The 12,474-nt window shown below is 42.6% G+C and carries 14 protein-coding genes; 8 read left to right on the forward strand and 6 right to left on the reverse strand.

Features of this window, described 5'->3' with window-relative positions; translation table 11 throughout:
• Positions 1-192: 192 nt before the first annotated feature.
• Both K358_RS0117305 and K358_RS0117310 read left to right on the forward strand, forming a co-directional pair.
• The gene (locus K358_RS0117305; protein WP_027697994.1) at positions 193-1,236 is read left to right on the forward strand and encodes a glycosyltransferase family 9 protein; all 1,044 of its coding nucleotides are present in this window, start codon (positions 193-195) and stop codon (positions 1,234-1,236) included.
• Positions 1,237-1,251: 15 nt separating this feature from the next.
• The gene (locus K358_RS0117310) at positions 1,252-2,025 is read left to right on the forward strand and encodes a glycosyltransferase family 2 protein (protein WP_027697995.1); all 774 of its coding nucleotides are present in this window, start codon (positions 1,252-1,254) and stop codon (positions 2,023-2,025) included.
• An 86-nt stretch (positions 2,026-2,111) separates the two neighbouring features.
• On the opposite strand, the gene K358_RS0117315 is transcribed toward K358_RS0117310, so the two are convergent.
• A complete protein-coding gene (locus K358_RS0117315; RefSeq protein WP_027697996.1) occupies positions 2,112-3,116 on the reverse strand; it encodes an NAD-dependent epimerase in 1,005 nt (334 codons plus the stop codon).
• Positions 3,117-3,282: 166 nt separating this feature from the next.
• On the opposite strand from K358_RS0117315, the gene K358_RS0117320 reads away from it, so the two are divergent.
• Both K358_RS0117320 and coaD read left to right on the forward strand, forming a co-directional pair.
• Positions 3,283-4,323, forward strand: coding sequence for a glycosyltransferase family 4 protein (locus tag K358_RS0117320; protein WP_027697997.1), 1,041 nt, complete (start codon positions 3,283-3,285; stop codon positions 4,321-4,323).
• The gene (gene coaD, locus K358_RS0117325) at positions 4,320-4,805 is read left to right on the forward strand and encodes a pantetheine-phosphate adenylyltransferase (RefSeq protein WP_027697998.1); all 486 of its coding nucleotides are present in this window, start codon (positions 4,320-4,322) and stop codon (positions 4,803-4,805) included. The genes K358_RS0117320 and coaD overlap by 4 nt, the downstream gene beginning before the upstream one ends.
• Positions 4,806-5,088: 283 nt before the next feature.
• Here the strand turns inward: coaD and mutM are convergent, their stop codons facing one another.
• From mutM to radC, 5 genes are all read right to left on the reverse strand, one after another.
• Positions 5,089-5,910, reverse strand: coding sequence for a bifunctional DNA-formamidopyrimidine glycosylase/DNA-(apurinic or apyrimidinic site) lyase (gene mutM / locus K358_RS0117330; protein ID WP_027697999.1), 822 nt, complete (start codon positions 5,908-5,910; stop codon positions 5,089-5,091).
• 551 nt (positions 5,911-6,461) lie between these two features.
• Positions 6,462-6,629 carry a 50S ribosomal protein L33 gene (rpmG, locus tag K358_RS0117335; RefSeq protein WP_002535344.1) on the reverse strand — a complete coding sequence of 56 codons (168 nt, stop codon included), beginning with the start codon at positions 6,627-6,629 and terminating at the stop codon, positions 6,462-6,464.
• Positions 6,630-6,642: 13 nt separating this feature from the next.
• On the reverse strand, positions 6,643-6,879 hold the full coding sequence (gene rpmB, locus K358_RS0117340; RefSeq protein WP_004728407.1) for a 50S ribosomal protein L28: 237 nt from the start codon (positions 6,877-6,879) through the stop codon (positions 6,643-6,645).
• A 375-nt stretch (positions 6,880-7,254) separates the two neighbouring features.
• Positions 7,255-7,611, reverse strand: coding sequence for a four helix bundle protein (locus K358_RS0117345; RefSeq protein ID WP_027698000.1), 357 nt, complete (start codon positions 7,609-7,611; stop codon positions 7,255-7,257).
• An 89-nt stretch (positions 7,612-7,700) separates the two neighbouring features.
• Positions 7,701-8,375 (reverse strand): RadC family protein, encoded by a 675-nt coding sequence (gene radC, locus K358_RS0117350; protein WP_027698001.1) that lies wholly within the window; start codon positions 8,373-8,375, stop codon positions 7,701-7,703.
• 323 nt (positions 8,376-8,698) lie between these two features.
• On the opposite strand from radC, the gene coaBC reads away from it, so the two are divergent.
• The 4 genes from coaBC (at position 8,699) to lpxL (ending at position 12,437) form a co-directional block, all read left to right on the forward strand.
• A complete protein-coding gene (gene coaBC, locus K358_RS0117355; RefSeq protein ID WP_211232246.1) occupies positions 8,699-9,910 on the forward strand; it encodes a bifunctional phosphopantothenoylcysteine decarboxylase/phosphopantothenate--cysteine ligase CoaBC in 1,212 nt (403 codons plus the stop codon).
• Between the two features lie 15 nt (positions 9,911-9,925).
• The gene (gene dut / locus K358_RS0117360; RefSeq protein ID WP_027698003.1) at positions 9,926-10,384 is read left to right on the forward strand and encodes a dUTP diphosphatase; all 459 of its coding nucleotides are present in this window, start codon (positions 9,926-9,928) and stop codon (positions 10,382-10,384) included.
• A gap of 162 nt (positions 10,385-10,546) precedes the next feature.
• Positions 10,547-11,137, forward strand: a complete 591-nt coding sequence (gene slmA / locus K358_RS0117365; RefSeq protein WP_027698004.1) for a nucleoid occlusion factor SlmA — start codon at positions 10,547-10,549, stop codon at positions 11,135-11,137.
• Positions 11,138-11,462: 325 nt separating this feature from the next.
• Positions 11,463-12,437, forward strand: coding sequence for an LpxL/LpxP family Kdo(2)-lipid IV(A) lauroyl/palmitoleoyl acyltransferase (gene lpxL, locus K358_RS0117370; RefSeq protein ID WP_051241367.1), 975 nt, complete (start codon positions 11,463-11,465; stop codon positions 12,435-12,437).
• Positions 12,438-12,474: the final 37 nt, after the last annotated feature.

Raw genomic sequence — 12,474 nt, forward strand, 5'->3', positions numbered from 1 at the left:
CGTGTCTCGTGTCTCGTGTCTCGTGTCTCGTGTCTCGTGAGGGAGTTTGGTTTTCTTATGCCATATATCAAACTAAATATCGTGCTTTCTCTCAACACGAAGCGAAGCGCTCACGTAACTCGTAACAATGCACTTTTTTCTACTGCACCATTCCCCTATAATCAAAGCAACTTTTTCCAATGTGAAACCTTTATGCCCTTATTTACTTCTGCCCCCAAATCTCTGTGCTTTTTACGCTTATCCGCTATTGGTGATGTATGCCATGCGGTCGCGGCAGTACAAGCAGTTCAAAGGCACTGGCCTGAAACAAAAATTACCTGGATTATAGGTAAAGTAGAAGCCCAATTACTTGAAGGGTTAGAAGGCATTGAGTTTATCATTTTTGATAAGAAAGCGGGTTATGCCGGCATGAAGTCGGTTTGGAAACAACTGAGTGGCCGTCGCTTCGATGCTCTTGTGCATATGCAACTCGCATTACGCGCTAGCCTTCTCACACTCGGTATAAAAGCCAAATACAAAGTGGGTTTTAACAAGCTACGCGCCAAAGAAGGCCAATGGCTATTCACCAATAAAAGAATTGATGATGTTAAATCACAACATGTTTTAGATAGCTTTTTATCATTTGTCGAATATTTAGGTATTCCCAAGTCTGAGCCTAAATGGAATATGCCAATTTCACAGTTGGATACTGACTGGATAAATCAACAGATTCCAGCACAGCAAAAAGTTCTCGTTATCAGCCCTGCTGCGAGCAAAGATGAACGAAATTGGCTTACCGAACGATATGCACAATTTGCAGACTATGCCATAGAGCAAGGCTATCAAGTTATACTATGTGGTTCACCGAGTGAGCGAGAGATACAACTTGGCGAAAATATTCGTCAATTTATGAATCATCAAGCCACCAATCTTATTGGTCAAACATCACTTAAACAATTGCTTGCCGTTTTAAACCGTGCCGATGTAGTGCTTGCACCTGACTCTGGCCCTGCTCACATGGCAACGACTCAAGGCACCCCGGTAATTGGTTTATATGCTCACAGCAACCCTAAACGGACCGGACCTTATTTGAGCCTAGATACTACTGTTAGTGTTTATGAGGAATCTATTCTTGCACAACATGGCAAATCAAGTTCAGAGCTACCTTGGGGAGTGCGAGTGAAAGGCTCAGATTTAATGAAAGCCATTACTTTAGAATCCGTCATTGATCAATTTCAAGCACTTACTCACATATAAAAAGGTTGAGGTTTTATGAATGCCCCTACACTGGCCGTTGCATTAATTGTCAAAAATGAAGAACAACATTTAGCTGCTTGTTTAGAGACAGTAAAGGGTTGGGTGGATGAAATTATTATCCTCGACTCAGGTAGTACTGATAAAACTGAAGAGATTGCTCGACAATATACCGATAAATTTTATATCAATATTGAATGGCCTGGCTTTGGGGCACAACGCCGTTTAGCACAAGGCTACATCACTAGCGATTATGTATTATGGTTAGATGCTGATGAACAAGTCACACCTGAACTAAAGAGGCAGATTCAGCAGGTTGTTCAAGAAAATAAAGAAAACTGTGTTTATAAAATTGATCGTCTCAGCACCGCTTTTGGCAAGCAAATTAAACATTCTGGTTGGTCACCCGATTGGGTAACTCGTTTATATAAAACCCAAGATACACAATATAACCAAGCTCTTGTGCATGAAAGTGTCGAAATACCTAGCTCTCACAAAGTAATCACACTTAAAGGTAAACTACTGCACAACACCTTTGATGAATTAAGTCAATATACCCGAAAAACGGCTATGTACATGAAGTCATGGGCTGATCAGCGTGAAGGAAAAAAGAAAAGCTCTCTTTTTTCAGCTATCTCACATGCTTTTTTCCGCTTTATCAAAATGTACTTCATTAAACTCGGTTTTCTAGATGGGCGTCACGGCTTGTTACTAGCAATATTAAGTGCTAATACCACCTTCACACGCTACGCTGATTTATGGCTACGTGATTATCAAAAAAATAAAAAATAAAAAATAAAAATATTTATCATACTTGTAATAATTAAGGGACCAATGATGGTCCCTTATTACCTTTGTGCTTTAGGTTTGTTTTATAATCAGACCTTATAAAACCCTCTATACCACTCCACAAAGTTAGCTACGCCTTGTTTCACTGACATCGATGGTTTATAGCCGGTCATATCAAACAAATCTTGTGTATCAGCGTAAGTGGCATAAACATCACCCGGCTGCATTGGCATGAAGTTTTTCTTTGCTTCTACGCCAAGTGAGCTTTCCAACGCCTCGATAAACTCCATCAGTTTGACGGGGTTACCATTACCGATGTTGTAGATCCTATAAGGCGCAGAACTGGTTGCTGGTGAGCCTGTTTCGACGGTCCAATCGGAATTTTGTTGTGGGATCACGTTTTGAATTCGGATCACGCCTTCAACAATGTCATCAATGTAAGTAAAGTCACGTTGCATATTACCGTTGTTGTAAACATCAATTTGCTTACCTTCGACAATCGCTTTCGTGAATTTAAATAGTGCCATATCTGGGCGTCCCCAAGGGCCATACACGGTAAAGAAACGTAAGCCTGTAGTTGGTACGCCATACAAATGAGAATAGGTGTGCGCCATCAACTCATTCGACTTTTTAGTGGCCGCATACAACGAAATGGGGTGATCAACACTGTCGGCGCTATCAAATGGCATTTTCTGATTTAAACCATAGACTGAACTTGAAGAGGCATACACTAAGTGTTCAATCTTATGATGGCGACAACCTTCTAAGATAGTTAAATGCCCGACTAAATTACTATCAGCATACGCCATTGGGTTATCAATGGAATAACGAACACCGGCTTGTGCAGCTAAATGAATTACCCTTTGAAAGCCTTGCTCAGCAAACAACGCGGCGATGCCTTCACGGTCTGCTAAATCTAGCTCAATAAAGGTAAAGTTTTGATGTTTAGCACGGTTTAAACGTGCGAGCTTCAATTCAACTGAATAGTAGTCATTAAGGTTATCAATACCAACGACTTGATGGCCAGCTTGGCACAAACGCTCTACAACTGCTGAACCAATAAAGCCCGCTGCTCCCGTTACTAAATATTTCATATTAAATTCGACCTATTCATTTGGATGGTCTAATTTTATGCCACTCTATCAATAATGACTACCTACAAAAAAGCTTAAACAATAAATCTATTAATACCGATAGATTTACTTCGCGGGTTTTGAAATACTAGAAGTTACTTCTAACTCAATTTTGTGCCCATAATCGATGAATATTTGCCATGTTAACCTTGCCTCTGGATTCAGCGGTGGAGAAAGACAAACCTTACAATTAATTAAACAACAAGTTCGCGAAGGCTATCAGTTAACTGTGGTTATGAATCCTAAAAGTGATCTTGTTGGTGAGGTTCGTAAGCTTGGCTGTAAAATAGTGCTTGCTAGCCACTTTACTAAAGCTCACAGTAAGAGCATCACTCAAAATTGTGCTCTCATCCATGTCCATGAAGGGCGAGCGATTTACTGGGCACTGATCCAACACTTATTGCACGGTATTCCTTATATTGTCACCCGCCGTATTGATAACCCATTAAAGGATAAATGGCTTTCAAAAATTGCTTACCGTAAAGCTTCTGCATTAATTGGTTTAAGTGCTGAGATTGTTTCTAAGCTACAAGAGTTTCATCCTGTCGATAAAATTCATAAAATTCCAAGCTCTCCTGTTAGTTATTCTGTAGATCAAAGCAAAGTTGAACAAATATGGAATCAGTTTAAGGGAAAGTTTATCGTCATCCATGCGGCTAATATTCTTAAGCATAAAGGTTTTGATGTTACAGTAGCAGCAGCCAAATTACTCGGCGTCAAAAACCCCCGGGTGCAGTTCTTATTATTAGGTGATGGACCTGAGCGCGAAGAGTTAGAGCGACAAACACAAGGGTTAACCAATATATGCTTTATGGGTAAACAAAAAGATATGGGTTCCTGGTTTGCAGCAGCTGACTTATTAGTGCACCCTTCATACTCTGAAGGATTAGGCTCTGTAATTTTAGAAGCTATGGTGGCAGGTTTACCAGTTATTGGTAGCAATGCTGGTGGTATTCCAGACATTATTGAACATGGTGTATCAGGTCTATTATGTGAAGCAGGCGATGGTAAACAGCTAGCACAACAAATCGATCAACTAGAAAATGACAAAACATTACGACGTAAGCTTCAAGCTGGTGGTAAAGAAAAACTCAAACAGTTCGATATTGCTTACACAGCATCTCTATATAAAGATCTTTACACCCAAATAGCGAGCAAATCTGTATGACTAAGCTAACAACTCCTGCCATTTACCCTGGAACTTTTGATCCTATTACTAACGGTCACTTTGATTTAATCAAACGTAGTGCTCGCTTGTTTGATAGTGTGGTGGTTGCGGTTGCGGAAAGCCCAAGTAAAAAGACCATGTTTAGCCTACAAGAGAGGGTTGATATGGTGAAAGAGGTGACTAAGGATCTGGATAATGTCATAGCAGTGGGCTTTTCTGGTTTGTTGGTGGATTTCGCAAAGCAACAACAGACTACGATTTTGATCCGCGGCTTACGCACGACAGTCGATTATGAATACGAATTCGGCTTAACCAGCATGTACCGCAAGTTAATGCCAGAGCTAGAAAGTGTTTTCCTTACCCCAACCGAAGAGTTTGCGTTCCTGTCTTCGACTATTGTTCGTGAAGTGGCGATTCATGGCGGGAATGTTGATCAGTTTTTGCATCCGTATGTAGTGGAGAAGGTTAAAGCAAGAACGTGACTCGTTTATCGGGCACTTCGCTGCTCGTGGCTAGAAAAAGATAAGAGCATTCTGCCGAGCCTAAACGAGATAGGGAATCTAATCACCACGCGCTGTATATAGATCCTCGATGTCGCTAAGGCTCCTCAAGGATGACGCCTAACTTTTAGTATTCGCTGTTACACTCTCCCCATAATACGAAACTCGCAACCATCTTCTAATATTTTCAGCTCCCTAGCGCAATGCCCCCACCTCTAGGCTCAGCTCTTCCAAGTTACGAGTAACGAAGTGCCCTAGAAACGAGTTACGAAAACGCTTTCCCCTGACACCCTTCACAATAAAAACTATTCCTCTGCCCGATTTTTTCTTCTTGAATCAATTCACTACAAACAGGGCAAGGCTTGCCGGCTTTTCCATATACCAATAGCTCTTGAGTAAAGTAACCGGGCTTACCATCCGCCTGATTAAAGTCTTTTAATGTGGTACCACCTTGAGTGATCGCTCTTGCTAGCACTTTTCTTATTTCATCAACCAACGAGGTTATTTGCTCGAGCGTCAATTGATTGGCGAGTGTTTTAGGGTGTATTCTGGCACCAAATAGCGACTCACTGGCGTAGATATTACCTACCCCAACCACCACTTTGTTATCCATGATGAATTGCTTCGTTACCACTTTACGCTTCTGGGCTTTCTCAAATAAGTACTGCGCATTGAAGTCATCGGTTAAAGGCTCAGGGCCAAGGTGACTCATTACATCGTGATCTGTACCAGTTTCACACCACAACCAGGCCCCGAAGCGACGAGGATCATGATAACGCAGCACTTTACCATTGGTTAAGATAAGATCGACATGATCGTGCTTGTTGGGTTCGCTCCATTGATCAAGCACTCGCAAGTTGCCCGACATGCCTAAGTGGATAATTGCCGTTCCGCTATTGGTTTCGATTAATAAGTATTTTGCCCGACGTCGAATAGCACGAATCACTTGCCCTTGAAGTAATAATATTTCTTCTGGTACGGGCCAGCGTAGTTTCGGCTGTCTAACGTCAATTTTTTGAATAGTTTGGCCGAGAAGGTGTGGGGTGATCCCCATTCGGCTGACTTCAACTTCGGGTAGTTCGGGCATGATATATCCGGGTAAATAGTTCCTGGTTCCTAGTCCCTAGAAAAAGATAAGAGACCACCTAATCGTTGAAAGTGCATTAAAGCTGATATCAAGTCAAGGCTTTAGGAGTGAATGAGAAAGTTCCTAGTATCTAGTTCCTGGTCCCTAGGAAGAGCAAATTGCGATCGCTTTGGGGTTTTATACACTACACACCATCTACAGAAATCAAATACTCCCCCGAAGCTGCAAGACCGTCATCCTGGACAAGTGAGGGACGAGCGCGATTCAGGATCTCCAACAGCAAATGAATGACCCAATCACATTAAGGAGATCCTGAACTACGCTCCTTCGTCGCTATTCAGGATGACGCCAAGGTTTAGTAATCGCTTTTGCACAAAACACGCCGCCATCTTTTCTAAACACAACAACAGACAGAATTGTTTAATGATTACAAAGCTTCAGCGTGTGACTCTAGGGACTAGGAACCAGCAACTAGAAACCTTCTTTCAAACGAAAAAAAACCCAGCCTACCGAAGTAGTCTGGGTTTTCAATTTCTAAAGAGGAAAACCAATTACTTGATTTTAGCTTCTTTGTACATAACGTGCTGGCGAACTACTGGATCAAATTTCTTGATCTCAAATTTGCCTGGCATGTTACGTTTGTTTTTGTCAGTTGTGTAGAAGTGACCTGTTCCAGCAGATGATACTAGACGGATTTTCTCACGAATGCCTTTAGCCATTGTTCAATTCCTCTTATACGTTCTCGCCACGAGCACGGATATCAACAAGAACAGCATCGATGCCTTTCTTATCAATAATACGCATACCCTTAGCAGTTAGACGTAGTTTAACAAAGCGTTTTTCGCTTTCGACCCAAAAACGGTGAGTTTGTAGGTTCGGCAGAAAACGACGCTTGGTAGCATTTCGTGCGTGTGAACGGTTGTTACCCGTTACAGGACGCTTACCAGTTACTTGGCATACTCGGGACATGAATGTCTTCTCCAAATCGTTTCAGCTCGATATCACCTTGGGGCAAAAACCGCTATGGAAAAACCATACCAAGGCTATCAAAGGTCGCGCATTATACTAACTTGACATGCATTGCTCAAGAGCTGTGCGGATCCTTTTTAGGAAAAACACGATCTTTTTTTGAACAGAGCAGTTTTTAAACGTTTTTTTTGCACAAGAACACAGAGCTGAATAAGGTTCTATAAAATTAGTGCGCGGATTGTAGCAGATTTTCGGCAAAAGCTAAGTGATTTTTTTAATAAAAGAGTAATCGTCGCTCGGAATCTCGTTGCTCGTTACTCGAAAAAAAAAAAAGCGATAAGAAACAAAGTCATATCTCGTAAAGAATTTTCATCTTTAACCTATTTTCATCTTAATCACTCTAGAACTAATAAGACCAGCTAGCATCTTAGAAATATCACGTACGAGTAGTTCATACTCATCTGCCACCTCATCATCAAGATATCCAAATTCACGAGCAAGCATTAATTGAGTTAAAACTTCTCCTGCCGAGCCTTTGGCAATGTAAAGAAACCTAATGGATTCTTTTAATGTTTGCCGCTCTTCTCCTTCCGCGATATTCGATACTATGGACACAGTGGCTCTGCGAATTTGATCTTTTAAACCGTAATCTTTCCATTTCTCTGATTGTTTATAAATTTTCTTGGTAAGGTCAAAACTAAATTGCCATACCCTTAGTTTTTCATACCGCATAATCGCCCCATCAATTAGTTAATTGAGATTCCCTAGTGTCTTTTCCGAAATACGAGAAGCGAAGCGCCCTAGTCACGAGCTACGCGCGCTCACATCCACCCCCTTTCCGCAAACGACACCACTTCCCCATCACCGATGACAAAATGATCGAGTATTCGTATATCCACCAATCCCATTGCTTCAACTAAACGACGCGTTATTCTTCGGTCGGCATCGCTCGGCTCGGCAACTCCGGATGGATGGTTGTGGGCGAGTATTAAAGCGGCAGCGTTGTGGTGCATGGCTCGTTTGACGACTTCTCTTGGGTACACAGATGCTGCATCAATCGTACCTTCAAACATGACTTCATCGCTGATCACACGGTTCTGATTATCTAAAAATAAGACGTAGAAGGCTTCTCGATGACGGTCTCGCAGTACACTACTAAGATAATGTTTAGTGTGTTCAGGGCTGGTTAACGCATCGCCACGTTTGATGGTTTCAGCTAAATAACGCTTGGTCATCTCAACCACCGCTTGCAGCTGAGCGAATTTGGCACTACCTAGTCCTTTATGGGAGCAGAATTGTTGTTGTGAAGAAGAAAGCAGCGCACGTAGTGAACCAAACTCTTTTAATAAATAGTCAGCGAGTTCTATCGCGTTCATACCTTGTAGGCCGGTACGTAAAAAAATCGCTAATAATTCCGCATCCGATAACGATTGGGGGCCTCGTGCCAGCAACTTTTCACGAGGCCGAGATTCTTCAGGTAGCAGTTTTAAAGACATGATTAAGGCTTATATTGAGTAAAACTCGATAACAGCAAGCTTTCTCTCATCACTCAAATAGATAAAACGAAAAAACCGATAAGATCTTAACAATGGGGGAACTAAAAACAGGTTACAATCAAAATGTTAATTGCCTCGAAGTTACCTAAAACACGTTTATCGATGCTGAATTATTCTCAATTTATAAACTTATGGTAACTTATGGCTATCGACTTCATGGTGACATTCCCTTTTAGCGCTTTCTAGCAAGCAAATTAAGAAAGCAAAAGGACGTAAATTGTGTCAATTGAAGCCTAACTTCATTTAAATCAGGTACGGTTATTGTGATTGAACAAAGCTTGGCAGGGAAAAAAATCCTATTGGGTATCAGTGGCGGTATTGCGGCTTACAAATGTGCTGACCTCACCCGTCGTCTTATTGAACGTGGTGCACAGATTCAAGTGGTGATGACGCCGGCGGCCAAAGAATTTATTACGCCACTCACCATGCAAGCCGTTTCAGGGCGTTCTGTATCTGATAGCTTGTTAGATCCCGCGGCTGAAGCTTCAATGGGCCACATCGAGTTAGCCAAGTGGGCCGATTTGATTTTACTCGCCCCCGCTACCGCCGATTTAATTGCCAGAATGCGTGCTGGGATGGGCAATGATTTACTCACTACCTTGATTCTGGCCTCTAACGCTCCGATAGCGGTGGCTCCAGCGATGAACCAACAAATGTATGCCAATGCTGCCACCCAAGACAATCTATCCGCTTTAACTCAACGTGGCATGATGATTTGGGGTCCAGCAGCAGGACAACAAGCTTGTGGTGATGTAGGTTATGGTCGAATGCTTGAACCGATGGAACTTGTCGCCCATTGTGAGGCTTTCTTTGGCCCTAAACCGCTACAAAACATTAAGTTCGTGATTACCGCAGGTCCGACTCGCGAAGCCATCGATCCAGTTCGTTATATTTCCAATCATAGTTCTGGCAAAATGGGCTTTGCGATTGCAGAAGCCGCCGCCAACATGGGCGCAGAAGTGACATTAATCAGTGGCCCTGTTTCATTAGCGACACCAGCTAACGTCACCCGTATTGATGTTGAAAGCGCAGAGCAAATGCACCAGGCGGCGATGGAACATGCGGTTACCAGTGATATTTTCATCAGCTGTGCGGCTGTGGCCGATTATCGACCAAGTAACGTCGCGGAGCAGAAAATCAAAAAAACCTCCGATAACGATCACATGCAGATCAACATGGTGAAAAACCCGGATATCGTAGCCTCGGTTGCCGCGCTAACAAAACAGCGCCCATTTACTGTAGGCTTTGCCGCTGAAACTCAAGATGTCGAACAATATGCTCGCGGCAAACTGAAAAAGAAAAATTTAGATCTCATCTGCGCCAATGATGTTTCCGTCGCGGGGTTAGGCTTTAACAGTAATGACAACGCCTTACATTTATATTGGAATGGTGGCGAGCAAGCCTTAACAACCGCAAGCAAAGCGCAATTAGCCAAGCAACTACTTAACATTATTGCCGAACAATTTAATCAGTAAAAGAAGACATTAAACATGACGAAGAAGATTGATTTAAAAGTATTAGATAGCCGTATCGGCAAGCAATTCCCTCTTCCAGCTTATGCAACTGAAGGCTCTGCTGGCTTGGATTTACGCGCTTGTTTAGATGAAGCGCTAACCGTTGAGCCGGGACAAACTCACCTCGTTCCAACCGGCCTTGCAATTCATATTAATGATCCTAGTCTAGCGGCAACTATCCTTCCTCGTTCTGGTTTAGGCCATAAACATGGTATTGTGCTCGGCAATTTAGTCGGCTTAATTGATTCAGACTACCAAGGCCAATTAATGGTTTCAGTCTGGAATCGCGGCCAAGATACTTTTACTATTGAACCTGGCGACCGCATTGCACAATTGGTTTTTGTGCCAGTAGTGCAAGCTGAATTTAATATCGTAGAAGATTTTGATGCCACAGAACGTGGTGAAGGTGGGTTTGGGCATTCGGGGAAGGCATAAAAAGCCGAAGCTCGTGTCTAGGGCGCTTCGCTCCTCGTAACTAGGTATAGACCCGCGCTCTTACCACTACTATCTCTGCTCAACTTAAGTCACATAACCTCGAGAAACGAGAGACTAGAAGCGTAGCGCTCGAAAAACGATAAGATAAAACAAGGAAAAACCATGGCAGGGCCAAAAAAACATAATCGTCGTGAAGAGATCCTTCAGGCATTGGCGCAAATGTTAGAGTCAACAGATGGTGCCTCGCGTATTACCACCGCGAAATTGGCGAAACAAGTTGGCGTTTCAGAAGCGGCGCTTTATCGTCATTTTCCAAGTAAAGCTCGTATGTTTGAAGGCCTCATTGAATTTATTGAAGATGCTTTATTATCCCGCATCAACCGAATTCTAGCCGAAGAAAAAGACACCTTGAACCGTATTCGTTTGGTCCTACAATTATTATTAGCCTTTGCTGAACGTAATCCCGGCTTATCTCGTATCATGTCTGGTCATGCATTAATGTTTGAAAATGAGCGTCTACGTAGTCGAATTAATCAATTGTTTGATCGTATTGAAGCTCAACTTCGTCAAATTTTACGTGAACGTCAAATTCGTGAAGGTAAGAGTTTTCCTGTTGATGAATCGATTTTAGCCGCTCAATTACTAGGTCAAGTTGAAGGTAGTTTAAATCGTTTTGTCCGTTCGGATTTCAAATATCAGCCAACAGAAAATTTTGATCAATATTGGGCATTGTTAAAAGCGCAAATGGAATAAAGGCTGGTTGCTAGTTTCTAGTCCCTAGTTCCTAGAAAAAGACTCGAGACTACTGAACACTTCGAGATACGTAGGTAACAAATAAAGCTATCGTCATTCCGTACATGAGCCTAGGCGAAGAAGATACGGAATCTCCTACCGCAATTTGATAACTCAATCATTGTAGGAGATCCTGAACTACGCTCCTACGTCGCTTTTCAGGATGACGGCTTTTACTTTTTCAGCACCTAAGTATAGTGCCCTCGTAACCCGCTCTTCCTAGAAGCTAGGAACCAAACAATACTGTCACCGAAGTCCAAAACGATAAATCTATAGAGAGAAATAAATGACCAATAACAAACCATCCCCAAAAGAGGAATCTCTGGTCAGTTTTGTGCCACCAAAGTTTTCGCTTAGCTTACTGCACCCTAAATACTGGGGCGTTTGGCTCGGCTTTGGTTTTGTCGCTTTGCTCGTTAATGTTTTACCATATCGCGTTCTATATTGTATTGGCCGTTCACTGGGTTACTTATCGATGTTTATCGTTAAGAAGCGCGTGAAAGTTGCCCAACGTAACCTTGAACTATGCTTCCCAGAAATTAGTGAAACGCGCCGAGATCATGTGGTTAAGGAAAACTTTAAGAATACCGGCTTTGCGATCTTTGAAAGTGCGATTGCTTGGTTTTGGCCTGATTGGCGTTTAAAAAAGCGCGTGGGCTATTATCACGTCGATCGCCTAACTCGATTCGAAGAGCAAGGTCGCGGCACGTTAATCTGTGGTGTTCATGCGCTTAATGTTGAATTAACCGCACGCTGCTGCGCTTTATTCTCCCCTGGCTATGGCGTTTATCGCCCACACAACAACCCCGCTTATAACTTTATTCAGCATTGGGGACGTACTCGTAACGGCAACATTATGGTCGACCGTAAAGACGTAAAAGGCATGCTGAAAGTCCTGCGCAAAGGCAAAAAGTTATTCTATCTACCAGATCATGACTATGGTCCTAAAAATGCGGTATTTGTACCCTTTTTTGCAGTACCCGATGCCTGTACCACTTCAGGAACTGGTGTATTAGTCGATGCCAGTAAATGTGCGGTATTACCTGTTTCTTGCTTTAGAGTCGGCTTTCGTTATGACTTCCGTATTGAACAAGATATTAGCGAAAGCTTCCCACGTCGAGATCCTGAAGGTGCCGCTACTCTCATGAACAAAACCATTGAAAAGCTAATTTTACGTGCTGGTGATCAATGGATGTGGCTACATAGACGCTTCAAGACCATGCCTGATGGGCAGCCGAAAGGGATTAGGTATAGGGATTAGAAGAAGGTTTCTAGTTGCTAGTCCCTAGATTCGCTTC

The organism is Vibrio litoralis DSM 17657, assembly GCF_000426765.1.
GTDB classification, from domain to species: domain Bacteria; phylum Pseudomonadota; class Gammaproteobacteria; order Enterobacterales; family Vibrionaceae; genus Vibrio; species Vibrio litoralis.

Bases quoted from the DNA above. Each gene is read 5' to 3' on its own strand.
- K358_RS0117305 (WP_027697994.1), top strand. From the start codon at position 193: ATGCCCTTATTTACTTCTGCCCCCAAATCTCTGTGCTTTTTACGCTTA.
- K358_RS0117310 (WP_027697995.1), top strand. From the start codon at position 1,252: ATGAATGCCCCTACACTGGCCGTTGCATTAATTGTCAAAAATGAAGAA.
- K358_RS0117315 (WP_027697996.1), bottom strand. From the start codon at position 3,116: ATGAAATATTTAGTAACGGGAGCAGCGGGCTTTATTGGTTCAGCAGTT.
- K358_RS0117320 (WP_027697997.1), top strand. From the start codon at position 3,283: ATGAATATTTGCCATGTTAACCTTGCCTCTGGATTCAGCGGTGGAGAA.
- coaD (WP_027697998.1), top strand. From the start codon at position 4,320: ATGACTAAGCTAACAACTCCTGCCATTTACCCTGGAACTTTTGATCCT.
- mutM (WP_027697999.1), bottom strand. From the start codon at position 5,910: ATGCCCGAACTACCCGAAGTTGAAGTCAGCCGAATGGGGATCACCCCA.
- rpmG (WP_002535344.1), bottom strand. From the start codon at position 6,629: ATGGCTAAAGGCATTCGTGAGAAAATCCGTCTAGTATCATCTGCTGGA.
- rpmB (WP_004728407.1), bottom strand. From the start codon at position 6,879: ATGTCCCGAGTATGCCAAGTAACTGGTAAGCGTCCTGTAACGGGTAAC.
- K358_RS0117345 (WP_027698000.1), bottom strand. From the start codon at position 7,611: ATGCGGTATGAAAAACTAAGGGTATGGCAATTTAGTTTTGACCTTACC.
- radC (WP_027698001.1), bottom strand. From the start codon at position 8,375: ATGTCTTTAAAACTGCTACCTGAAGAATCTCGGCCTCGTGAAAAGTTG.
- dut (WP_027698003.1), top strand. From the start codon at position 9,926: ATGACGAAGAAGATTGATTTAAAAGTATTAGATAGCCGTATCGGCAAG.
- slmA (WP_027698004.1), top strand. From the start codon at position 10,547: ATGGCAGGGCCAAAAAAACATAATCGTCGTGAAGAGATCCTTCAGGCA.
- lpxL (WP_051241367.1), top strand. From the start codon at position 11,463: ATGACCAATAACAAACCATCCCCAAAAGAGGAATCTCTGGTCAGTTTT.